This is a genomic window from Bordetella parapertussis (assembly GCF_020735925.1).
GTDB lineage: Bacteria > Pseudomonadota > Gammaproteobacteria > Burkholderiales > Burkholderiaceae_B > Bordetella > Bordetella pertussis.
This window is the reverse complement of the sequence record NZ_CP085971.1, coordinates 1,567,848-1,589,021: the sequence shown is the minus strand read 5'-3', so window position 1 is coordinate 1,589,021 and position 21,174 is coordinate 1,567,848. Positions and strand designations below refer to the sequence as shown.

General features: G+C 69.1%; 19 protein-coding genes and 3 pseudogenes. 4 read left to right on the top strand and 18 right to left on the bottom strand.

What is annotated here, in order from left to right:
• Positions 1 to 8 precede the first annotated feature (8 nt).
• On the top strand, positions 9 to 482 hold the full coding sequence (locus LK409_RS07580; RefSeq protein ID WP_010928275.1) for a CBS domain-containing protein: 474 nt from the start codon (positions 9 to 11) through the stop codon (positions 480 to 482).
• On the opposite strand, the gene dusA is transcribed toward LK409_RS07580, so the two are convergent.
• A complete protein-coding gene (gene dusA, locus LK409_RS07575) occupies positions 479 to 1,492 on the bottom strand; it encodes a tRNA dihydrouridine(20/20a) synthase DusA (protein WP_003812705.1) in 1,014 nt (337 codons plus the stop codon). The two genes, LK409_RS07580 and dusA, sit on opposite strands and share 4 nt — an antisense overlap.
• Positions 1,493 to 1,631: 139 nt before the next feature.
• Between dusA and LK409_RS07570 the strand changes: the two genes are divergently transcribed.
• Positions 1,632 to 2,618: a homoserine kinase gene (locus LK409_RS07570; protein WP_003812707.1), complete on the top strand. Its 987-nt coding sequence runs from the start codon at positions 1,632 to 1,634 to the stop codon at positions 2,616 to 2,618.
• 43 nt (positions 2,619 to 2,661) lie between these two features.
• The gene (locus tag LK409_RS07565; RefSeq protein ID WP_010928274.1) at positions 2,662 to 3,462 is read left to right on the top strand and encodes a BPSS1780 family membrane protein; all 801 of its coding nucleotides are present in this window, start codon (positions 2,662 to 2,664) and stop codon (positions 3,460 to 3,462) included.
• Positions 3,463 to 3,683: 221 nt separating this feature from the next.
• Here LK409_RS07565 and LK409_RS07555 read toward each other — a convergent pair whose 3' ends face one another.
• The 15 genes and pseudogenes from LK409_RS07555 to LK409_RS07480 form a co-directional block, all read right to left on the bottom strand.
• Positions 3,684 to 4,580 (bottom strand): type II secretion system F family protein, encoded by an 897-nt coding sequence (locus LK409_RS07555; RefSeq protein WP_010928273.1) that lies wholly within the window; start codon positions 4,578 to 4,580, stop codon positions 3,684 to 3,686.
• Between the two features lie 10 nt (positions 4,581 to 4,590).
• Entirely contained in the window at positions 4,591 to 5,436 is an 846-nt protein-coding gene (locus LK409_RS07550) for a type II secretion system F family protein (RefSeq protein WP_010928272.1), read from the bottom strand.
• Entirely contained in the window at positions 5,433 to 7,049 is a 1,617-nt protein-coding gene (locus tag LK409_RS07545) for an ATPase, T2SS/T4P/T4SS family (protein WP_010928271.1), read from the bottom strand. The genes LK409_RS07550 and LK409_RS07545 overlap by 4 nt, the downstream gene beginning before the upstream one ends.
• Positions 7,046 to 8,458, bottom strand: coding sequence for a type II and III secretion system protein family protein (locus LK409_RS07540; protein WP_010928270.1), 1,413 nt, complete (start codon positions 8,456 to 8,458; stop codon positions 7,046 to 7,048). Before LK409_RS07540 ends, LK409_RS07545 begins: the two co-directional genes overlap by 4 nt.
• Positions 8,455 to 9,288, bottom strand: a pseudogene (cpaB, locus tag LK409_RS22855) (Flp pilus assembly protein CpaB). Before cpaB ends, LK409_RS07540 begins: the two are co-directional and overlap by 4 nt.
• Positions 9,285 to 9,953, bottom strand: coding sequence for a hypothetical protein (locus tag LK409_RS07525; RefSeq protein WP_010928269.1), 669 nt, complete (start codon positions 9,951 to 9,953; stop codon positions 9,285 to 9,287). The pseudogene cpaB and the gene LK409_RS07525 overlap by 4 nt, the downstream one beginning before the upstream one ends.
• The gene (locus LK409_RS07520) at positions 9,950 to 10,573 is read right to left on the bottom strand and encodes a hypothetical protein (protein ID WP_003812722.1); all 624 of its coding nucleotides are present in this window, start codon (positions 10,571 to 10,573) and stop codon (positions 9,950 to 9,952) included. Before LK409_RS07520 ends, LK409_RS07525 begins: the two co-directional genes overlap by 4 nt.
• The gene (locus tag LK409_RS07515; RefSeq protein ID WP_010928268.1) at positions 10,570 to 11,886 is read right to left on the bottom strand and encodes a hypothetical protein; all 1,317 of its coding nucleotides are present in this window, start codon (positions 11,884 to 11,886) and stop codon (positions 10,570 to 10,572) included. The genes LK409_RS07520 and LK409_RS07515 overlap by 4 nt, the downstream gene beginning before the upstream one ends.
• Positions 11,883 to 12,146 carry a membrane protein gene (locus tag LK409_RS07510; RefSeq protein ID WP_003812728.1) on the bottom strand — a complete coding sequence of 88 codons (264 nt, stop codon included), beginning with the start codon at positions 12,144 to 12,146 and terminating at the stop codon, positions 11,883 to 11,885. The genes LK409_RS07515 and LK409_RS07510 overlap by 4 nt, the downstream gene beginning before the upstream one ends.
• Positions 12,147 to 12,544: 398 nt before the next feature.
• Entirely contained in the window at positions 12,545 to 13,765 is a 1,221-nt protein-coding gene (locus LK409_RS07505; protein WP_010927279.1) for an ISL3-like element IS1001 family transposase, read from the bottom strand.
• Between the two features lie 132 nt (positions 13,766 to 13,897).
• Complete coding sequence (locus tag LK409_RS07500) at positions 13,898 to 15,235, bottom strand: extracellular solute-binding protein (RefSeq protein ID WP_003810623.1); 1,338 nt, start codon at positions 15,233 to 15,235, stop codon at positions 13,898 to 13,900.
• A gap of 4 nt (positions 15,236 to 15,239) precedes the next feature.
• Entirely contained in the window at positions 15,240 to 16,496 is a 1,257-nt protein-coding gene (locus LK409_RS07495) for a D-amino acid dehydrogenase (protein WP_003810621.1), read from the bottom strand.
• Positions 16,497 to 16,691: 195 nt separating this feature from the next.
• Complete coding sequence (locus LK409_RS07490) at positions 16,692 to 17,738, bottom strand: CDP-6-deoxy-delta-3,4-glucoseen reductase (protein WP_003810619.1); 1,047 nt, start codon at positions 17,736 to 17,738, stop codon at positions 16,692 to 16,694.
• A 57-nt stretch (positions 17,739 to 17,795) separates the two neighbouring features.
• Complete coding sequence (gene panD, locus LK409_RS07485) at positions 17,796 to 18,164, bottom strand: aspartate 1-decarboxylase (protein ID WP_003810617.1); 369 nt, start codon at positions 18,162 to 18,164, stop codon at positions 17,796 to 17,798.
• Between the two features lie 130 nt (positions 18,165 to 18,294).
• Positions 18,295 to 18,531, bottom strand: a pseudogene (locus LK409_RS07480) (MOSC domain-containing protein); the annotation flags it as partial.
• A gap of 90 nt (positions 18,532 to 18,621) precedes the next feature.
• On the opposite strand from LK409_RS07480, the gene LK409_RS07475 reads away from it, so the two are divergent.
• Positions 18,622 to 19,572 carry an IS481 family transposase gene (locus LK409_RS07475; RefSeq protein ID WP_010927371.1) on the top strand — a complete coding sequence of 317 codons (951 nt, stop codon included), beginning with the start codon at positions 18,622 to 18,624 and terminating at the stop codon, positions 19,570 to 19,572.
• Here LK409_RS07475 and LK409_RS07470 read toward each other — a convergent pair.
• Positions 19,572 to 20,192: pseudogene (locus LK409_RS07470) on the bottom strand (MOSC domain-containing protein); the annotation flags it as partial. The gene LK409_RS07475 and the pseudogene LK409_RS07470 overlap by 1 nt on opposite strands.
• A gap of 76 nt (positions 20,193 to 20,268) precedes the next feature.
• The gene (locus tag LK409_RS07465; protein ID WP_010928266.1) at positions 20,269 to 21,171 is read right to left on the bottom strand and encodes a GntR family transcriptional regulator; all 903 of its coding nucleotides are present in this window, start codon (positions 21,169 to 21,171) and stop codon (positions 20,269 to 20,271) included.
• Positions 21,172 to 21,174: the final 3 nt, after the last annotated feature.

The following is a 21,174-nucleotide window of genomic DNA, read 5'->3' as shown; positions in this document are numbered from 1 at the left end:
GGAACATCATGTTGAAAGTCAGCGAGATTCTGCGCGTCAAGGGTGACACGCTATACACCGCGTCGCCCGATACTCACGTGTCCATGGCGGTACAGACCATGAGCGAGCAGGATATCGGCTCGCTGGTCATCATGGAATCGGGAATGCTGGCCGGCATGCTGACCTTCCGCGAAATCATCCGCCATATCGACCAGCATGGCGGCAACGTGGGCGACACCACCATCCGCGCCATCATGGACGACGCGCCGGTCAGCGTGTCGCCCAACACGAGCGCCGACGAAGTCCAGCGTCTGATGCTGGAAAAGCACGCGCGCTATATCCCCGTGATGGACGGCCCCACCCTGTTGGGCGTGATCTCGTTCTACGACATGGCCCAGGCCATCGTGGCCGCCCAGCAATTCGAAAACAACATGCTGAAGGCCTACATCCGCGACTGGCCAATGGGAGTCGGCGCCGTCCAAGCCCTGATACGGCAGCGCTAGACCGCCGGCAGCGGATCGGCGCAAGCGTCGCGCTCGCGCGGCGCGCCCTGCAGGCTGCGCCATGCCTCGTACAACAGCGACGGGTCATTGGCCGCCAGCCGCACCGGGTCCGACAACAGGCGGCGCCAGCGCCGCGCCCCCGCCTGCCCGTTCACCAGGCCCAGCAAGGGCCGCGTCATCACGCGCAGCGGCACGCCGCGCGCAATCTGCGTCGCGGCGTATTGCATCATTGCATCGACCACCTGCGCGTCGCTGGGCAGCCGTATGGCCGGCCACCATTGCAAGGACACCTCGGACAGGACCCGCGGCGTATGCCAGGCCGCGCGACCGAGCATCACGCCGTCAAACTCGCCGGCCACCGCCCGCGCGGCCTGCGCATCGGCCAGCCCGCCATTGAGCACGATCACGCAATCGGGAAAATCGCGCTTGAGCTGGCGCGCCACGTCGTAGCGCAGCGGCGGAATCTCGCGGTTGTCCTTGGGGGACAGGCCCTTGAGCACCGCGTTGCGCGCGTGCACCACGAACACCCGGCAGCCGGTATCGTAGATCTGGCCCACGAAATCGCGCACGAAGCCATATGACTCGTCATAGTCCAGGCCCAGCCGGTGCTTGACCGTGACCGGGATATCGACGGCGTCCTGCATGGCTTTCATGCAATCGGCGACCAGCCCCGGCTCGGCCATCAGGCAGGCGCCGAAGGCGCCGCGCTGGACCCGTTCGGACGGACAGCCGCAGTTCAGATTGATTTCGTCGTAGCCCCACTGGCGGCCCAGCCGCGCGGCCTGCGCCAGCGCATCGGGCTCGCTGCCGCCCAGCTGCAGGGCCACCGGATGCTCGGCGGCATCGAAATCCAGGTGCCGCGCCACATCGCCATGCAACAGCGCTCCGGTCGTGATCATCTCGGTGTACAGACGCGCGCGCGGCGCCAGCAGCCGGTGGAAATAGCGGCAATGGCGGTCGGTCACGTCTATCATCGGGGCGACGCACAGTCGCCAGTCGGGAGAGCTCAAGAATCACTCGCAGGGCAAAAACATGCCGTATTTTACGGCCTGCGGGCCGGGCCGCCGGCCGCGGCCACGCGTCCGGTGGTCTACAATCCCCGCGCAGCGCAGCGATAAGCGTCCCTCCAACCCCTCACCCCGCAGATCAATGGCCGTTTTCACTTCCGTTTCCGACCAGGACGCCCGCACCCTGCTGGCCCGCTTCGACCTCGGAGACCTGGTTTCACTGCGCGGCATCACCGCCGGCATCGAAAACACCAACTTCTTCCTGAATACGACCCGCGGCGAGTACGTACTGACGCTGTTCGAGGTGCTGACGCAGGAACAGCTGCCGTTCTACATCGAACTGATGTACCACCTGGCCGCGCGCGGCATCCCCGTCCCCCAGCCGCAGACGCTGCGCGACGGCACGCGGCTGACCACCCTGCACGGCAAGCCCTGCGCCATCGTCACCCGCCTGCCGGGCGGCTACGAGCCCGCTCCGGGCCCGGACCACTGCCGCCTGGCGGGCGCCACGCTGGCGCGCGCCCACCTGGCCGGCCAGGACTTCCCGCTGCGCCAGCCCAACCTGCGCGGACTGCCCTGGTGGCAGGCCACGGCGCCCAAGGTGCTGCCGTTCCTCGAGCCCGGGCAGGCGCGCCTGCTCGAGGCCGAGCTGGCGGACCAGCAGGCCCATGCCGCCACCGCGCTGTGGCAATCGCTGCCATCCGGCCCGGCCCATTGCGATCTGTTCCGCGACAACGTGCTGTTTGCCGGCACCTTCGACGACCCGCTCATGGGCGGCTTCATCGATTTCTATTTCGCGGGCTGCGATACGTGGCTGTTCGACGTGGCGGTCAGCGTCAACGATTGGTGCATCGTGCGCGACACCGGCGAATTCGTGCCCGAACTGGTACACGGCTGGCTGCAGGCCTACGCCGAGGTCCGCCCGTTTACGGATGCGGAACGCCAGGCCTGGCCAGTCATGCTGCGCGCCGCCGCGCTGCGCTTCTGGCTGTCACGCCTGTACGATTTCTACCTGCCCCGTCCCGCCCAGACCCTCAAGCCGCACGATCCGCGGCACTTCGAAAGAGTGTTGCAAGCGCGCCACCGCCATCCGGCCCCCGACTTGCCCAAATCGGAGGCAGCCGCATAATGTTGGTTGAGTGTTCTGTCCCCGTCCATTCGTAGCGAAACCTATGCAAGCAGTATCTCTACCTGCGATTTCCGGCTGGCAATGGGTGCGTGACGGCCTGCGCCTGTTCATGAAACAACCGCTGGCCATGTTCACCTGGGCGATGGCGATCAGCCTGTTGCTGCTGTTCGCCACCTACACGCCACTGGTGGGCCCCCTGCTGTTCGTGGCGCTGATGCCCAGCATCACGCTGATGACCTTGTCGGCCTGCAAGCACGTCGAAGCCGGCCGCGTCATGCTGCCCTCGATGTGGTTGCAGCCGCTGAAAAAGCCCGGCGTATTCAAGAAGCTGTTCCTCATGGGCATGCTGTACGTCGGGCTATGCCTGGCCGCCGGCCTGCTGGCGTTCCTGCCGTTTTCCAGTTCGCTGGCCGAAGGCGTCCGCATGGCCTCGGCCAACAACCTCGCGCCCATCATGACGGCCATGCGTGCGCCGCTGCTGGTGTTCACCGCGCTTTACGTGATCATCGCCACCGTGTTCTGGCATGCTCCCGTGCTGGTGGGCTGGCACGGCCTGCGGCTGTTGCAGGCGCTGTTCTTCTCGGGTATTGCCTGCTGGCGCAACAAATGGCCGTTCCTGGTGTACGGCGTGGTCTGGATCCTGGTGTTCCTGTTCATCGACCTGTGCATCGGCCTGCTGATCGGCATGGGCGTGCCCGACACGCTGGCCGGCACCTTGCAGGTTCCCGTCACCATCATCGCGGGCGGCGTGCTGTATTGCAGCTTCTACCTTGCCTATACCTCCGTGTTCGGGGTCAATGACGCCCACGCGGGTCTCGACAACAGCGACAGCGCGCACGCATAGCGCGCCGCGCCAGGGCCTCAGCCCGCGCACCAGCCGCAACACGCGGCCGTCGCGGCCGACGAACGCCACGTCGATGGCATAGGCCATGCCCCAGGTATGGACAGCCCGGCATGGCGCCAGCAGCAGGCCGCTGCGCGGCCCCGGAGGGCGGCGCCGGCCCAGCAACCCGACCAGCCGTCCACGCCAGCCGCGTGCGCGCGCCAGCCGCAGGCGCAGGCGCATCACAGGCCACCCTGCAACAACGCGTACCCGATCGGGAATGCCAGCACGATGAACGTGCACGGGAAGATGCACGCGATCAACGGCAACAGCATCTTGACCGGCGCCTCCATGGCCAGGCGTTCGGCCCGCTGATGGCGTTCTGCGCGATAGCGCGTGGCCAGGCCGCGCAACATGGGCCCCAGGCTCATGCCCTGCGCGTCGGCATGCGCCAGCGCCCCTACCCAGGCCCGCACGGGCGGACTGTCGGCCCGCGCCGCCAGCGCCTGCATGGCCTGGCGGCGCGGCATGCCGGCACGCATATCGCACAGGGCCTGGACCAGCAGCTCGCGCAGCGGGCCCGGCGGCCCGTGACTGGCGGCCTGCTGCAAGGCGCCGTGCATGCCGAGGCCCGCTTCGGCGCACAAGGTCATGAGGTCGAGGATGAATGGCAGTTCGCGCGCGATACGCTGTCGCCGCCGCGCCGCGCAGCGGCGCAGCCACAGCGCCGGCCAGGCGCCTGCCGCGCAGGCGGCTGGGGCAAGCGGCAGCCATGCCTGCCAGCCATCGGCCAGGCTGGCGGCTGTCACGGCGACGACGCCCCCTAGCCAGGCCATCCACAGGCTCAAGGCCGCCACCTCGCACGGGCGCACCAGGCCATCGCAGCCCGCCCTGACGATGGCCCGCTCGATGACGGCGCGCATGCGCCATGACAGCAGACGGTCGCACCATGGCAGCAACGGCCCCAGCCAGGGCCTGCAGCAGCGCCAGACGCGCGGCAGGCGCCACGCCGGCGGGCCGGGGGCGGGCTCGGGCCCGCACGCCGCCGCCCAACCCGCGCCGCACCACCCGCGCAACAGGGCGAGGCACGCCCAGCCTGCCGCCACGCCCGCCACGCTCGCCGCCAACCACAGCCACATGCCCGGCTCCTCAAACGTCGATGGCGACGATGCGGCGGATCAGCCAGATGCCGGTCCCTTCCAGCACGACGATCAGGGCCAGCGCCGCCCACCCGTACAACGTATGCCACAGCGCCGCCATCGCCTCGGGCTGCAGGCGTCCGAGCACGCCCATCAGGACGGGCGGCAAGGCGCCGACGATCCAGGCCTGCATGCGTCCCTGGGCGCACAGGGCGCGCACGCGATCCTGCAACTGCAGCCGGGCCGATACCGTCTGGGCAATGCCTTCCAGGGTCTCGGCCAGATTGCCGCCGGTGTGGGCCGCCACGCGCAAGGCCGCCGCAACCAGCGCCATCGACTCGAACGAGGCGCGGCGCGCCAGGCGCGCGAGCGCCGCGTCGAACGACACGCCCATGCGCTGCTCGCGCAACAGCAGCCCGAACTCCTGGGCCAACGGCGCCTCGCCATGCTCCACCAGCTGGCGCAACGCCGCGGCAATGCCGGCGCCGGCGCGCAAGGCGCACGCCATGGCCACCAATGCCCCCGGCAGCTGCTGCTCGAGCTGGCGCAGGCGGCGTCGCCGCGCGGCGCCCAGCAGCAGGTGCGGCAAGCGCAGCAAGGCCACGGCGGCCACCGCCGCCAGCCAGGCGCTACCCGAAAATACCCAGGCCGCCGCCGCGCCCGCGGCCGCCATCGCCAGCGCCGCCGCCCACAACTGCGCCGGGTCGACGAACAGGAATACTTCGCTCAAGTGCGCCCCGGCCTGTTGCGTGTACACGGCGCGATAGCGCCTTGCCGCGGGTCCCGACCAGGCCAGTACCCGCCAGGCCAGCCATGCCGCCGCCGCCATCGCCATGCCCATGGCCAGCCAGATCATGGCGCCGGCTCCGGCTGCCCCGTGAACGGGCCGCGCGCCCATGCGCCATCCGCCAGGACGGGCGCATCGCCCGCGATGAAGCCGTGCCGCGCATCGTAGCGAAACAGCTCCTGGGTCTGGATGCGGCCGCTTTCCATGCCGGCGATCTCGACGATCGCCGTCACGATGCGCCGCCCGTCGGCCATGCGCGCCTGCTGCACGATGATGTCGATGCTGGCTGCAATATGCTCGCGCACCACCGGCAGCGGCAGATCCAGCCCGGCCATCAGCGTCATGGCCTCCAGCCGCGCCAGGGCATCACGCGGCGTATTGGCATGCAGCGTCGTCAACGAGCCCTCGTGGCCGGTGTTCATGGCCGTCAGCATGTCGAAGGCCTCTGCGCCGCGGCACTCGCCCACCACGATGCGATCAGGCCGCATGCGCAAGGCGTTGCGCACCAGGTCGCGGATGTCGACGCGGCCCCGGCCCTCCGCATTGGCGGGACGGGCCTCCAGCGCCACCAGATGCGCATGGTCCAGCCGCAGCTCGGCGGCGTCTTCGATCGTCACGATGCGTTCGCCTTCGGGGATTGCGTTGGACAGGATGTTCAGCAAGGTGGTCTTGCCCGAGCCCGTGCCACCCGAGACGAGCAGGTTCTTGCGTGCGTGCACGCATTGCAGGAGAAACCGCGCCATAGGCTCGCTGAGCGAACCGGCCGCCAGCAAGTCGGCCATGCCGGGGCGCTGCCGTGGAAACTTGCGTATGGTCAGGCTCACGCCGCGGATGGCAATGGGCGCGATCACCGCATTGACGCGCGACCCGTCCGGCAAGCGGGCATCGACCATGGGGCTGCTGTCGTCGATGCGACGTCCCAGCGGCGCCACGATGCGCTCCACCACCCAGCGCACGGCCTGCTCGCTGCTGAATGCGGCCGCGTGCCGCTGCAAGCGCCCGGCGCGCTCGACATAGATCTCGTCGTGGCGGTTGACCATGATCTCACTGATGCCGCCATCGGCCAGCAAGGGCTCCAACGGCCCCAGCCCGACGGCTTCGTCGAGCACCGCGCGGCAAAGCTGCGCGCGATCGATGCCCTCGGGCAGCTCCCCATCCTGGCCCACCAGCTCGACCAGACGCTGCTCGGCCTGTGCACGTAGCATGCGGTCGCTCATGGCCGACACGTCCCGGCGCCGCAGGTCGAGCGCCTCCAGCAGCGCGGCATGCAAGCGGCGCCGGTGCGGCAGCAGGACGAGCGATTGCTGCAGGGCGGCGTCGAGATCCTCGCCACGCGAGGCGCCGCCCGCGGGCAAGGCGGCAGGCGCCGGCGAGGGCGCGCTACCGGCGCAGCATGCGCTGACGCGGATCAGGCACGGGCCGATCACGATCTCGTCGTCGGGCAGCACCGGCGCATGGGTGGCCACGCGCAGGCCATTGACGCTGGTACCGCCAAGCGTGCCCAGATCCTCCAGCACGACGGCGCCGTCCAGGCACGACAGGCGCGCATGCACTCTGCCCACTCGCCAGTTGGCGATGCGTAACGCGCATTGCGCGCCGCGCCCGATGGTCACCGGCGCGGCCAGCCGCATGCGTCGGCGAGCGCCATCCTCGAAATGCAGCGCCAGTTCGAGAACGTTCATGGGGCGCCCTCCTGTGCGTCGGCCGAAGGCGGCTGGCGCCATTGCGAACCCGCACCCCCCGGACGGCTCCAGTCGGCGGACTGGTCGGCCGCCGCGCCCGTGCCCAGCCGCGGGGCTTCGGGAAATGCCTGATCCAGCTGCATCTGCCCCAGCAGCGCGCGGCGTTGCAAGAATGAATCCGAGGGAGAGACGATGGTGGGCGTCACGAAAATGGCCAGCTCGGTTTCGCGCAGGGCGGCACGGCGCGCGCCGAACAAGGCGCCGATCAAGGGCAGCTCGCTCAGCCACGGCAGGCCTTTTTCCTCGTGCGATCGTTCACGCGACAAGAAACCGCCCAACACCAGCGTCTGGCCGGAATGCACGTTGAACTCGGTTACCGCGCGGCGCTTGCGCAAGGCCGGCCCCGCGGCCAGCGCCAGCGTGGGATCGACCGAACTCGCCTCGACTTCGATGCGGGCGTGCACGGCGCCATCGGCATCGATACGCGGCGTTATCTGCAAGGACACGCCATACGGTTTGAACAGGGTCGTGCCGTTGCCTTCCTTATCGGTCGCCCGGTAGGGCAGCTCTCCGCCCGCCTGGAACGATGCGGTCGCGCCGCTGCGGGCCAGCAGTTGCGGCTGCGCCAGCAGTACGGCTTCGCCGCGCTGGGCCAGCGCCGACAACCGGGCCGACAGCAAGGCATTGACGCCCAGCAGCCCGCCTGCATGCCGCACTGCCGCAGCGCCCGCGAGCGGCCCGGGCGGCGGCGCCAGCGCGGCCGAACCGCCATTCCAGACCGCGCCGGCGTGCACGCCGCCGGCGGCCGGCTCGTCCCAGCGCAAACCCAGTTCACGCAGGCTCTGGCGCGGCAGCTCCACCACCTGTACATCCAGCAGCACCATGCGATCCCAGCCGACCCGGCCGGTGAAGTCCAGCACCTCCGGGTAGCGCTGCGCCAGGGCGGCGATACGCGCGTGGTCGTCCTCGGAAAGCTGGCTGCCTTCGATGACGATATGCGCGCCCACCGCGCTGCTGTGCGCACGCGGTATGCGCGCCAGCAAGGCAGCCACTTCCTCGCGCAGGCGGCGCCGGCCCGCCGGCAGCACCTCCACGGCATAGGCCTGGCGTGCGCCCCGCCCTGACCAGATATGCACCGACGAGGTACCGGGCTGGCGCGCGAACAGCGCCACCTCGGCGCCATCGACCACGGTGGCGCTGAGCACCTGGCCGTTGCCGACCGCCACGCGGGTGACGCCAGCCGCCGCAAGTACCTGCGTCTCGCCCACCTCCATGCGCAGCACGGCCGGCTGGGCTGGCGACGCAGCCCGCCCGCCTGGCGTCCAGAGCATGCTTCCCCCGGCCAGCAACACCGCCATCCATGGCAGCCAGCCTCGCGCGTGCAACGGTAGCCGGGACCTCATGCTCATGGCATGACCGCTTCGGTATCGCCGGGCAACGCCCCGGCTGGCGCATCGAGCCGATCGCCGTAGAGCACTGGCACTGCCGCCCGGGGCGCGGCGTCGCGCGGCATGCCCAGCAGGGCCGGCAGATCGCCTGCCTCGCGGGCCGACGGCGCTGCGAAAGCCCGGGCCGGTGCGCCGGCGCGCCGCAGCACCGCGGTAAGCGTGCCCTCTTGCCGCGCGGCGACCAGGCGCGCCACCTCCCGGGCCGACGCCCGCAGGGTGATGGTGGACGCCCCCCCTTGGGCATCGGCGGGATCCAGCGCCAACACTTTGCTGCCCGCAAGCAACGGCATGGTGAGTTGCCGCTGCCGATGCGTGAACGAGACATACAGGTCGACAAGGTCGCCGGGACGCGCCGCCGCCGACAGGCCCGGCAACTCCTGCAGCGGCAAGGTAATGGCCCCCTACCCGGCCTCGAGCTGTTCGGTAAGGGCGGGCGTCTGTTCCGGGTAGCTCAGCAAGGCTGCCTGCAAGGCCTCGCCCGCCTTCACAGGGGCGCGCAACACCGCGCCATCGAGCCGGGCCGCCTCGTCGGGCGGCAAGGCGCCAGCCGGCAGCCACGCCTGGGGCATGTCGCGGACCGCGACCAGTTCGTCGTGCAAAGGCGTGGTAGCCTCGAGATCGCGCGCAGCCACCAGGCTGGCAACCATGGGAACGCGCGCTTGCTGCTCGATGTCGTGGACACGCCGTTGTATGTGTTCGCGGGCCGCCCATGCCGCCAACGACCCGGCGACCAGCGCGAAGGCGTAACCGCCGAGCGCGCGCAAGCCTTGGCGCCATCGCGCCGCCCTCATGGCGCACCGCCGATATGCAGCAGCCGCATGCCGCATCCGTTGGCGTGCAATGCCGGCTGCAGCGACAGGCGCTCGCGCCCCTGCGGTCCGGCGCGCAGCCAGGTCTGCGGCGCGCCACAGCGGCATGCCGGGCCAGCCGCGCCCTGCAGGCGCCAACCGGACGCGCGCAAGCGCGCTTCGCGTCGCACGGCCCACCGGGCCGTCTCGGTCGGCCCGACGGCACGCCAATGCCAGACCTGCTGCGCCACCGAGACTGGCCCGTCACGGGTAGCAACATCCAGGCGCAGGCGCGCATGCGGCGGCAGCAGCACGTCGGCCAACGGCTGTCGGCTCGGCAGGCCGCGCGGCCAGCACAGCCGCGCCGCAACGCCCTCGACCCCGCCGGATTGCGGCGCCAGGCTGATCGTATGGGTGCAGTCGCCTGCCCCGCCCGCCAGCACCGCCAGACCCGGCAGCACGGTGAGATCGCGCAGCTCGGCGTGACGCGTCGCGAAATGCGCGAGCAAGGCGTCGATGCCCTGCGGGGCGTGAAATACGCGTACCTCGGCCGGCACGCCGAACACCTGGATCTGCCCCGCCAACGCGGCCGCAACCACGCCGGGCGGCAGGTGCAGCCAGGCCGAGGCCGAGGCCGAGGCCGACGCGGCCAGATGGGCGGGCGTCAAGGTTGCCTCCGCAACACGGCGCCATCGGCCGATGCCATATCGGCCCAGGTCCGCAGCCAGTCCTGCCCGGCGTCGCGCAGGCCCCAGGCAGCCTCGACCGGACGCACGCGCCGCCGCGTGGCGGCGACGGCAGGAGCCGCCGCTCGGTGCGCAAGCTGCCAGCCGGCGACCGACCGCGCCAGCCTGTCGTTGCCCGCCCTGGCGTCCGAGGCGTGCCCGGGGCCGATGGCAAGCACCGTGACGCCCCTCAGGGCGGCGGTAATCGCGCCTTCGCGCAGCAGTCCGCCCGGCATGGCCGCGGGCTCGGCGGCTTGCGCATGCAGCAGGCGCGTATCGACCTGCAGCCAGTCGCGCGCCAGCAAGGCAGGCATGCCATCGGCAGCCGTGCGCCCGGCAAGGCCGGCTTGCCGCGCCAAGGTAGCGGTGCGCGGGGCAGACGGCGCCGCCGCGGCCGCCATGAACGCCGCGACCCGGCTGTGCTGTCCCAAGCGCAGCGCCTGGTGGCGCAACGTACCCAACCATGCCACGGCAGCCCAGGCCAACAGCAACATGGCCAGCAACGGCAAGGCCTCGGCCAGGGCCTGGCCCCGTTGCCTGCGCGAGAAGGCCGCGCCCCTCATGGCCGGCTTTCCGGCCCGCGGACCGTACGCCGCGCCGCCATGGGCAAAGCGGCGTCGGCCGCCGCGCGGCGCGCCTGCCAATAAGGCAGGAACAACACATCGGGGCGGCCACGCGCCACGCTCGTGCCCGGCGGCAACGAGAAATGGCTTTGCCCGGCGGCCCGCGCCGACAGGACGATGCCCTCCTCGCGCCGCTGCGTACGTATTTCGAAGCCCACGGCCGCCTCGGACGAGGACGCCGGCTCATACACGGCGGGCAACCCGCGCCCGCCCGGCGACAGACGGCGGGACGCGGCATACGACAACGCCAATGGATTGTGCCGGCCGCCAAGCAGACTCCAGGACGTATGGCGATGCACCCAGCGCCAGAAGTCCTGTTGCGAGAAATCCTCGGGGGCACGCAGCACGTGCGGGCCGGCGCGCGTCGCGCCGGAGTCGGCCGCGAGGCCCCAGCCCATGGCGTACTCGCGAAAATAGCAGCCTATCCAGCGATTGGAGCGCACGGCATGGAACGACAGCGTATCGCTTGCGCCCCAGCGGCCATCGCGGTCCAGCCAGGTGACGCCGCGCCGGCGCAGTTCATGGCGGCGCGTGGGGCAGCGCGGCGAAACGATCCAGTTTCCCTCGCGGGTGAAGTCGCGCGGCTGCAGAAAATCGAAGTAACCCGCCGCGCGCTGCGCCCACCCTCGCAGCCCGCGTGCGCTCGTGCCTGGGACGCGCCGCAAGTAACCCGGCCAATCATCGCGCAACACTTCGAGGGTGAGGCCGTCATCGCCTTGCGGATAGTGCGCGCGCAGGACTGCACGCATGGTCGCGTCGCGCGTGGCGCGCGCATCGCGCGCGAGCGTATCGGCAGCCTGCTGCAGAACGCGGTGCGCAAGCTCATCGTGCGCGGCATAGGCTTGCATGAGATCGCCGGCAAGCGCATCGTGCGCCGCGCCGTAGCCGCGTGCCGCGCGAGGCCCGAACAACAGCCCGATCAGGGCGACCGGCGGATTCTGTGCAGTGCGCCGCGCGGCCTGGGTCTGCGCGAATCGTGCCCAGGCAGCCAGGGATGCCAGATGCGCCAGCGCGACCTGGTGGCCGACCTGGGCGCGATGTATGTAGGCCAGCAGGTTCAGCGCGCGCGCCTGGACCACGGCCCCGCTGTAGGCGGCGGCATCCGTCGCCCGCAGCAACTGCGCCCGTGCGCCGGCGCGCTGACCCAGCCCGTACAGGGCCAGCCACGCCATGCCGGCCAGCGCCATGAGCGCCAGGCCCAGCGCCAATGCCTGGCCCGCCTGGCGCGTGACGGCCGCACGAGTCGGCCTCATTTGGCGCCCTGGGCATTGCCGGTAAACGACTTGAGCGAACGCGCCCGCGTCTGCGAGGCTGCACGGCCCGCCGCCGACTGCGCGGCGCGCGCCTGCGCGCTGCCATCCTCGCCTGCCAGTTCGCGTGCCATGGCCGCGGTCTGGGACCGCACCACCTGCCCGAACAACTGATACACGGCAATCGCGGCGACCGCCACCAGGGCAACCACGATGATGTATTCGGTCATGCCCTGACCAAGTTGACGCTGCTTGACCGACATAGGCCCTCCTGCTGTTCGACGAGGCCTCAGTGTGGCCGTGGCGGGGTCTGCCTACAATTCGTACATGCCGAGCCGGATCAATGTGCCATCGGGACTTGACTCGACGCGCGCCGGCGCCGGCCGTCCGTGGACGCCGCGGAAAAGAATGCCCCCACGCTGCGCCCGCTGCGCGGGCTTGCTGCCCCCCAAGGGGGCCTTTTTGCCTTGGGACGGCTCGGCGGCAAAAAAACGCCCCCACGCTGCGCCCGCTGCGCGGGCTTGCTGCCCCCCAAGGGGGCCTTTTTGCCTTGGGACGGCCCGGCGGCAAAAAAACGCCCCCACGCTGCGCCCGCTGCGCGGGCTTGCTGCCCCCCAAGGGGGCCTTTTTGCCTTGGGACGGCCCGGCGGCAAAAAAAGGTTCATCGCGCATTGCCGGGGAAGGCGGCACGGATTTTGAGGAAGAAGTATTCCTGGTCGCGGTAGCCGTAAGCGCGCCGCTTGATGACCTTGATAGTGTTGTTGATGCCCTCGACAATGCTGGTGTTCAGGGGATGTCGGCATCTGGCCAGGATGCCGTGCAGATAGCCTTTCAAGCGCTGAGCGAAGGTGTTCAAGGCGGCTATTCCGCTTTGCTCGGCCTGCTCGTACCAGTGGTTCCAGGCTTGTCTTGCCCAGGCAGGTCTTTGGTAGAACCAGAGCCGTTTGAGTTCGTCACGCAGGACATAGACCGTCAGCAGCGGCTGGTTGGCTTGCAGCAATTCGTCGAGCCGGACGGCCTGCTGCCGATCCAGGTTGTCACGGTTGCGCAGCAGCAGCCAGCGACTCGATTTGATGATCCTGCGTGCGGGACGATCCTGGCGTAGTTGATTGGCCTGATCCACGCGCACCCGATCAATGACCTCTCGTCCATACTTGGCCACGACATGGAACAAGTCATAGACGATCTCCGCCTGTGGGCTGTGGGCCTGGATCTCCAACTCGTAGGCGGTGGTCATGTCGATGGCAACGGCCTTGATGCGTTGGGCGGCCCCAGGCGGCAATTGTTCGAAGAACGCCCGGGCCGTCTCGCGTGAGCGTCCTGGGCCAATCCACAGCACCTGCCTGCCGATCGGATCGACCACCACTGTCGCGTAGCGATGCCCTTTGTGCAGGGCAAACTCGTCCATCGCCAAATACTCGATCTTGGACCAATCCGGTTCGCGCACCGACGCACGCAGCCGAGCCTTGTCCAGCGTCTTGACGGTATGCCAACCCAGTTCGAAGAACCTCGCCACCGCCTGCACGTTGCTCGATTGCAGCAATTGGCTGCAGGCCTGCGCCAGCCGATCCGTCACCCGTTGATATCGCCCCAGCCAGGCAAGCCGCTCCAGGCGCGGGCCGCCGCATTGCTCACACCACAAGCGTCGGCGCGGCACGTGCAGAACGACCCGATACTCGAATAACGGCAGATCTCGCACCCGTCGAACCGTGGTCTCATGCACCTGGCGACACCGCGCGCCGCACTGCTCGCACAGCATCACCTTGGCCGTTGGCTTCAAATAGATCGACAGCGTGCGCCCTGGGTCTTCGGGCCATTCCACGCGTTCGACGCCATAGCCCTGCCAGCCTCCCAGCGACTCCAGCAACTTGCGATCCAGCATCTCCCTGCACTCCTGATGGCAAATACCTGCCGTCAAGAATACGAAAACTTGCCAAACCCCTCCACGCTATTGCGCGATGAACCCAAAAAAAACCCGGGCCAGCGGCCCGGGTCTGTAGCGTCGCCTGAACGCTCAGCGTTGCGCGGCGAGCGAGCGCGCCTGCGAAGCGGCATTGTTCAGCGCCGCGACCGGCGGGGTCTTGCCGTCGAAGGCCGCGGTCAGCTGGGTGTTGAGCACCGGTTCGATGCGCTCGTAGTTGGCGATGCGAAAGCCCCGGCTGGTGGCGGCCGGCGGGTTGCGCATGAGCTCGACCAGTTGCTGGGCGCCGGGCACCTTGTTGTAGAACGACACGTCCGAAGCGCGGAAGGCCGCCTCGGTCAGCGGCAGGTAGCCGGTGCGCTGGTGCCATTCGGCGGCGATCACGGGCTTGGAGAGCCAGGCCAGGAATTTGGCGGTGGCCTTTTCCTCGGCCTGCGGATGGCCTTCCATGGCCCACAGCGCCGAGCCGCTGACGAACGGCCGGCCGCCGGTCTTGGTGACCTGGTCGTAGTACGGCAGCGGCGCCACGCCGAACGACAGCGAACGGGTGTTGAGGAACTGGCCGAGCGCGCTCGAGCTGGTGGTAAGCACGGCGCACTCGCCCTTGGCGAACAGCTGGTCGCTCTTGTTGTCGTCCGAATACGCGGTCAACAGCAGCGAACGCTTCCAGCTCACCATCAGCGAGACGTGGCGCATGTACAGCGTGTCGAACTGCATGGACGGCGAGCCCTTCTTGGCGACGTCCAGGCCGTTGTTCAGGGTGGCGTACAACTGGTTGTTGACCGGCGCCAGGTTCTCCAGGTGCACCGTGACCTGGTCGCTGGTGGCATACGGGCAATCGATATTGGCCACGTCGCGCAGCTTGAGCAGCTCGGCTTGCAGATCGGCCCAGGTACGCGCCGGCTTGTTGGGGTCGAGGCCCGCCTTCTTGTAGTACGCGGTGTTGTAGAACATCACCGGCACTTCGGCCATCCACGGGAAGGCCAGCAGGCGGCCCTTGCCGTCGCGCGTGAAGCTGGTGGTGGACGGCAGGAACCAGTTCAGGTCCTTGACCGGGTACTTGGCCAGCAGTTGATGCAGCGGCAGGATGGACTTGTGCTCGGCGACCACTTCCGGCGAGTGGTTGTCCGCCAGTTGCACCAGGTTCGGCCCCTTCTTGGACTTGACGGCCGAAACGGCCTCCTTCTTCAGGTCGTCCTGGTTGCCGAAATCGCGCAGCTTGACGACGACGTCGCCCTGCTCCTTGTTGAATTGCTTGGCCAGTTTCTCGAATTCGGCCTTGTTGGGACCCGACAGCGTATGCCAGACCTGGATTTCGACCGAGTCGGCGGCCTGCGCCACGCCCATCGCGGCCATCGCCAAGCCCAGCACACAAGCGCGCCGGCTGGCGCGCATCGCGCGGGCAAAGCCCGTCATTTGCAGTTTCTTCATAGGTTCACAGACCAAGAAAGGGAAATTCCGGTTCCGGCCGCCGCCCGCTGAGCAGGTCGGCCAGGGCCCGGCCAGAGCCCACCCCCATCGTCCAGCCCAGCGTACCATGTCCGGTATTGAGGTACAGGTTGGATACGCTGGTGCGGCCGATCAGGGGCACGTTGGAGGGTGTGGACGGGCGCAGGCCCGACCAGTAGCTGACGCGCTCGAAATCGAGCGCATCGGGAAACAGTTCGCGCGCCAGGCGCGTCATGGCTTCGCAGCGGCCGGTATTCAAGCCGCGCGAATAACCCGACAGTTCGGCCGTGCCGGCCATGCGCAGGCGCTCGCCCAGGCGCGAGAACACCACCTTGTGGCTGCTGTCGGTCAGGCTGACCACCGGCGCCAGCGCGCCCGGGCGCACCGGGAAGGTCGCCGAATAGCCCTTGGCCGGATACACCATGCATGGCACGCCCAGCGGACGCACCAGTTGCGCGCTGAAGCTGCCCATGGCCACCACGAAGGCGTCGGCATCGAGCCGGCCGTAGCGGCCGTCGGGTTCGATCAGCTCCACGCCCTGCACGCGCCCGCCTTCGCCCAGCAGGCGCGTCACCCGGGTCGAGAAACGGAACTCGACGCCGGCGGCCTCGCAGCGCCGGGCCAGCGCGGCGGCAAACAGATGCACGTCGCCGCTTTCGTCCTCGGGCGTATAGTCGCCGCCGACGATGGTCTGGCGATGCGGGGCCAGGGCCGGCTCGATGGCCACCACCTCGTCGGCGTTGATCACCCGCCGCTCGACGCCGAAGTCGCGCATCAGGCCGGCGGCGCGCTGCGAGGTCTCGAACTCGCGCTGGTCGCGGTAGAAATTGAGAATGCCGCGCTCGAGATGGTCGTACTGGATGCCCAGCTCGGCCCGCATGCCCTGCAGCGTGGCGCGGCTGTATTCGGCCATGCGCACCATGGCGCGGATATTGGGCGCCAGCCGCGACGGCAGGCATTCGCGCAGGAAAGCCAGGCCCCATTGCCATTGGCGCCAATCGAGCTGCGGCCGGAACAGCAGCGGCGCGTCGTCCTGGAACATCCACTTCAGCAGCTTGAACGGCGCCTGCGGATTGGCCCAGGGCTCGGCGTACGACACGGATATCTGCGCGCCGTTGGCCAGGCTGGTTTCCTGCGCCGCGCCGGTGCATCGATCGACGACCACGACATCGTGGCCTGCCTGGCTCAGCCACCAGGCGCTCGAGACTCCTATGATGCCACTGCCCAATACCGCTACTTTCATTCCTGAATCGCTCCCTGGGTGCGGGTCGGATCGGCGGGCCCGACCTGCGCACCGCGGCCGCATGACCGGTCAATATGCTGGCCGGCAGTTTACTCCGGCGCGCCAGGCGCGCCTATGACATTAAAAAAAGGGCGGTATCCATTTGCACGCGCCGCGTGTGAGGATGCCGCCCCGGGTTCCCGCGCTGGCCCGCCCTCAGGGCGTGGCCTTGGCCAGATCGGCTTCCGAGGTGAAGGCGTCGGCATAGAACGCCTCGGCGGGCAGGCCGCACTGCGCGCTGAATTCGCGCCGCGCCGCGTCGACCATCAGCGGCGTGCCGCATGCATACACTTCGTAACCAGAGAGGTCGGACAGGTCCTGCATGACCGCTTCGTGCACGTAGCCGGTGCGGCCGCTCCAGCCGTCCTCGTCCAGCGCGTCGGACACCACCGGCACATAGCGAAAGCCCGGCAGGCTCCCGGCCCACGATTGCGCCAAGGCGTCGTGGTAGAGGTCGCGCGGGCGCCGTCCGCCCCAGTACAGCACGGCAGGCCGTTGGATCTGGTTGTGGATCATGTGCTCGACGATGGCCTTGACCGGCGCGAACCCGGTGCCGCTGGCCAGCAGCACGATGGGCTTGTCGCTGTCCTCGCGCAGGAAGAACGAGCCGAACGGCCCCTCCAGGCGCAGGATCTCGCGCTCTTTCATCTGGGTATCGCCCGCGCCGAATACGTGGTCGGTGAACAGCCCGCCCGGCATGTGGCGGATATGCAGTTCGAGCGGGCTGCCGGTATGCGGCGCGCCGGCCATCGAGTAGCTGCGGCGCTTGCCGTCCTTGAGAATGACTTCGATGTACTGGCCGGCGTAGTAGCGGAACTGCTCGGAAGCCGGCAATTGCAGCTTCAGCACCGCGACGTCGGGCGCGACGCGCTCTATCGTCTGCACCCGCGAAGGCAGCTTGCGGATCTGGATGTCGCTGGCCAGCCGCACTTCGGTGGACTCGACCACCAGGTCGCTTTGCGGCTTGGCCTGACAGAACAGCGTGTAGCCCTGCGCGAGGTCCTCGGGCGACAGGATCTGGGCCGGATAGGGCCCCGCATCCACCTCGCCGGCGACGACCTTGCCCTTGCAGGTCGAACACGCGCCGGTACGGCAGCTATAGGGCAGCACGATGCCGGCCGCCAGGGCCGCATCCAGGACCGTCTGGCCGGCCTCGGCCTGGAACTGGTGCTTGCTGGGTTCGATAGTAACCTGGAAACTCATAGCGATACGAATCGGAAGTGACCGCGGCGCCCTTGCCGGGCGCGCGCGCAACGGCCGTCAGGCCGGGAATTTACGGATTTCCTTGACGCGGTTGGCGTCGTCGACCAGCACGACCTGCGGCTTGTGCGTGGCCGACTGCTCTTCCGACATCGGCCCGTAGGTGCAGATGATCAGCAGGTCGCCGACCTGCGCGCGCCGCGCCGCGGCGCCGTTGAGCGAGATCGCGCCGCTGCCGCGGGCCGCCTTGATGATGTAGGTGTCGAAGCGTTCGCCGTTGGTGACGTTGTACAGCTCGATCCGTTCGAACTCGCGCATACCGGCGGCGTCCAGCAGGTCTTCGTCGATGCCGCACGATCCCTCGTAGTGCAGATCGGCCTCGGTGACCGTAACGCGGTGCAGCTTCGCCCGCAGCATGATGCGTTGCATAGCAAATTTCCTGGCGCGCGGGCCGGACCGCGCAAGCGTGCTCGAATACGCCCGGCATCCGGCTGTGCCCGCGCAAACCCACATTCTATATTTTTTGCCGCCGCCGACGCGCGCGCAGCGGCGCGCGGGGCTAGAAATTCAGTTCGATCTCGACCGCGTCGCCCACGCGCAAGGGCGCCGGGGCGGTACGGTCGACGATGGCGTTCTGGCCGAACACCACGCCGATCTCCAGCGAGCGGAAGGTCGTCAGCGTCAGGCCGGGCTCGTCGTATACCTCGGCGGTGACCTGGTCCACATTGGGCATCGGACAGCGCGTGCACGGCTTGACGAACGCCATGCGCACGCCGCCGGCCACGATGCAGGCGGTCTAGGTGTGATGTCTCAATAGGTTGTTCATCCAGGCCGGACCTGGGATGCTGTGGTTACCACGCCATCGCAACTCAGGGCAGGACACTGGATGAACAACCATAAGCATGCGCGATTGACCCGCCTAGGTCGAGCCCTTCTTGTTAACAGGGTGATGCAACAGAACTGGACGATGAGGCAGGCCAGCCAGGCGGCAGGGGTGAGCCTGCGCACCGGTTACAAGTGGCTTGCCCGCTTCCGAAGCGAAGGTCTGGACGGCCTGCTTGACCGCAGTTCTCGCCCGCACCGCAGCCCGAAGGCCTGTGCGCCCGAGCAGGTTGAGCACTTCGCCCAGCAGCGCCGCCAGCGTCTGCCGCTGTGGCGCATCGCGCGTGAAGCCGGCCGCAGCCTGGCCACCGTGGCGCGGTATATGGAACGCATCGGCCTGAGTCGACTCGCCTCGCTGGAGCCGCCGGCGCCGGTGCGCCGCTATGAACGCGCCAGCCCAGGCGAGCTGCTGCACATCGACACCAAGCGGCTGGGCCGCATCCGGGGCGTGGGCCATCGCATCACCGGCGATCGGGCCCAGAACCGCAACCGCGGCATTGGCTGGGACGCTGTGCACCTGGCCATCGATGACTTCTCGCGCGTGTCCTTTGCTCGCATCCTCGACGATGAGGGCGGCGATCAGTGCGCTGAGTTCCTGCACCAAGCCACCGCCTACTACGCCAGTCTGGGCGTGCGCATCGACCGCGTGATGACCGACAACGGCAGCGGCTACGTCTCCAGGACCTTTCGGGCGGTGTGCGTGGAGCTGGGAATCCGTCACATCCGCACCCGCCCCTACACCCCCAAGACCAACGGCAAGGCCGAGCGCCTCGTGCAGACCTGCTTACGGGAGTGGGCATACGCCAGGCCCTACACGAGCTCAGCCGAACGACAGGCTGCCTTGCAGCCCTTCATTGACCGCTACAACTGGTGTCGGCCACACTCCGCTCTCGGACATCAGCCACCCATCACGCGTATCCCAGATGTGAATAACCTATTGAGAATCGACAGCTAGGCCGGCCAGTCGCCCTCGACCACGATATTGGCGCGAAAGCGGTTCATCGGCACCGGCGCCTGGCCGCGCGCCGCCAGGCGTTCGTTCAACTCGTCCAGCGACGACTGGTTGGCCACCAGCAGCGGAAATCCGTCGGCAAAGCCGAAGAAATGGTCGCCCGCGAAATCCTCGGCCCACTCGGGGTGGCGCTCCAGCCAGGTATCGACCCATTCGGGATTGGCCGAGCGGTCCGCCCGCAGGTCGATCTTGAGCAGGCGGCACGGCAGCCCCAGGAAGCGGCTCAGCCACTCGGCGCTGCGCGGATGTTCGGCGCGGGCGATCACCGTATCGCGCCACACGCCCATGGGCTGGGTGCGCTCGGCCAGCTCCGAACCATCCGCCGGTATGCGCAAGTCTTCCATGCCCGGGGCGCGCAGCACCAGCATGCCGTCCTCGAGCGCGGTGCGGATGCGCGCCATCTGCGGATACTGGCGCTGGGTCATGAACTGGCCGGCGGCCGTCGTCACCATCCAGCGGCGATCGTGCGCCAGGCCGGCGCGATCGACGATCGATTCGGCCAGGTCGATGCCGGCGCAGGACTTGACGGGATAGATATGCAGACTGCGGATGCGGGTGGACATGGCGACGCGACCTGACAGGAGAAGGCGTCAAGAATAGCAGCTGACGCAGGCCGGCACGAAATGGCGCGCGCCTGCCCTACTCCTGCTGGTCCCCGCGGGCCCGCCGCACGGCCTGCAGCGCCTGCAGCAGCGACTGTTCGACGGCGTCCAGCGCGCCGGACGGCGGCGCGGCCACGGCCGGCGGCGCCACGGCGGCCGTCCCGCAGGTGAGCGCAGGCTGCACGCTTTCCCGCTCCTGCCCCACGTCCACGTCGAACACCAGGTTTTCGGGGCGATGCCAGGTGGTGAACCACTCCAGCGGATGGCCGTCCTGGTCCAGCCCCTGCCCTTCCAGCATCAGCAGCGGGCTGCCTGGCGCCACGTCCAGCGCCTGCGCCAGCGCCGCTTCGGCGGCCACGGCCCGGATGCGGTTGCGGCCGCGCCCCGGGCGCAGGCCGAAGCGCTGCGCCAGCACGCGGTGCAGCGAGGCGTCCTGCAGGTGGTCCGCCGCCAACCCGGCGATGGCCGCGCGCGGCAGCCAGGTGCGCACGTAGGCCAGCGGCTGGGCGTCGACGCTGCGCAAACGCTCCAGCAGCAGCGTCTCGGTCGTGCCGAAGAAGGCCGCCACCTCGGGCGGCGGCTCGGCGGGCCGGCAGGCCAGCACGCGCGTGCGCAGCGCCACGCCCAGGCCGGCGAACTGCTCGTACAGGCCGGCCGAGCGCTGCACCATGCGCCGGTGTTCGCGCGGCGGCGCCACCACCGGCGCGCGGCCCGGGTCGCGACGGATCAGCCCTTCGGCCACCAGGGCGCCCAGGGCCTGCCGCACCACGCTGCGCGCCACGCCGAAGCTGTAGCACAGCGCCGCTTCGCTGGGCAGCACGGTACCGGCGGTCAGCCGGTGATCGCGGATATGGTTGCGGATTGCGTCCGCCACCTGCGCATGCAGGGGCGTTGCGCCGGAACGGTCCAGCGCAAAGGGTTCAATGGCGGACAACGCCATGCG

Coding starts and splice junctions, on each gene's coding strand:
- LK409_RS07580 (WP_010928275.1), top strand. CDS start 9: ATGTTGAAAGTCAGCGAGATTCTGCGCGTCAAGGGTGACACGCTATAC.
- LK409_RS07570 (WP_003812707.1), top strand. CDS start 1,632: ATGGCCGTTTTCACTTCCGTTTCCGACCAGGACGCCCGCACCCTGCTG.
- LK409_RS07565 (WP_010928274.1), top strand. CDS start 2,662: ATGCAAGCAGTATCTCTACCTGCGATTTCCGGCTGGCAATGGGTGCGT.
- LK409_RS07555 (WP_010928273.1), bottom strand. CDS start 4,580: ATGTGGCTGTGGTTGGCGGCGAGCGTGGCGGGCGTGGCGGCAGGCTGG.
- LK409_RS07550 (WP_010928272.1), bottom strand. CDS start 5,436: ATGATCTGGCTGGCCATGGGCATGGCGATGGCGGCGGCGGCATGGCTG.
- LK409_RS07545 (WP_010928271.1), bottom strand. CDS start 7,049: ATGAACGTTCTCGAACTGGCGCTGCATTTCGAGGATGGCGCTCGCCGA.
- LK409_RS07540 (WP_010928270.1), bottom strand. CDS start 8,458: ATGAGCATGAGGTCCCGGCTACCGTTGCACGCGCGAGGCTGGCTGCCA.
- LK409_RS07520 (WP_003812722.1), bottom strand. CDS start 10,573: ATGAGGGGCGCGGCCTTCTCGCGCAGGCAACGGGGCCAGGCCCTGGCC.
- LK409_RS07515 (WP_010928268.1), bottom strand. CDS start 11,886: ATGAGGCCGACTCGTGCGGCCGTCACGCGCCAGGCGGGCCAGGCATTG.
- LK409_RS07510 (WP_003812728.1), bottom strand. CDS start 12,146: ATGTCGGTCAAGCAGCGTCAACTTGGTCAGGGCATGACCGAATACATC.
- LK409_RS07505 (WP_010927279.1), bottom strand. CDS start 13,765: ATGCTGGATCGCAAGTTGCTGGAGTCGCTGGGAGGCTGGCAGGGCTAT.
- LK409_RS07500 (WP_003810623.1), bottom strand. CDS start 15,235: ATGAAGAAACTGCAAATGACGGGCTTTGCCCGCGCGATGCGCGCCAGC.
- LK409_RS07495 (WP_003810621.1), bottom strand. CDS start 16,496: ATGAAAGTAGCGGTATTGGGCAGTGGCATCATAGGAGTCTCGAGCGCC.
- LK409_RS07490 (WP_003810619.1), bottom strand. CDS start 17,738: ATGAGTTTCCAGGTTACTATCGAACCCAGCAAGCACCAGTTCCAGGCC.
- panD (WP_003810617.1), bottom strand. CDS start 18,164: ATGCAACGCATCATGCTGCGGGCGAAGCTGCACCGCGTTACGGTCACC.
- LK409_RS07475 (WP_010927371.1), top strand. CDS start 18,622: ATGAACAACCATAAGCATGCGCGATTGACCCGCCTAGGTCGAGCCCTT.
- LK409_RS07465 (WP_010928266.1), bottom strand. CDS start 21,171: ATGGCGTTGTCCGCCATTGAACCCTTTGCGCTGGACCGTTCCGGCGCA.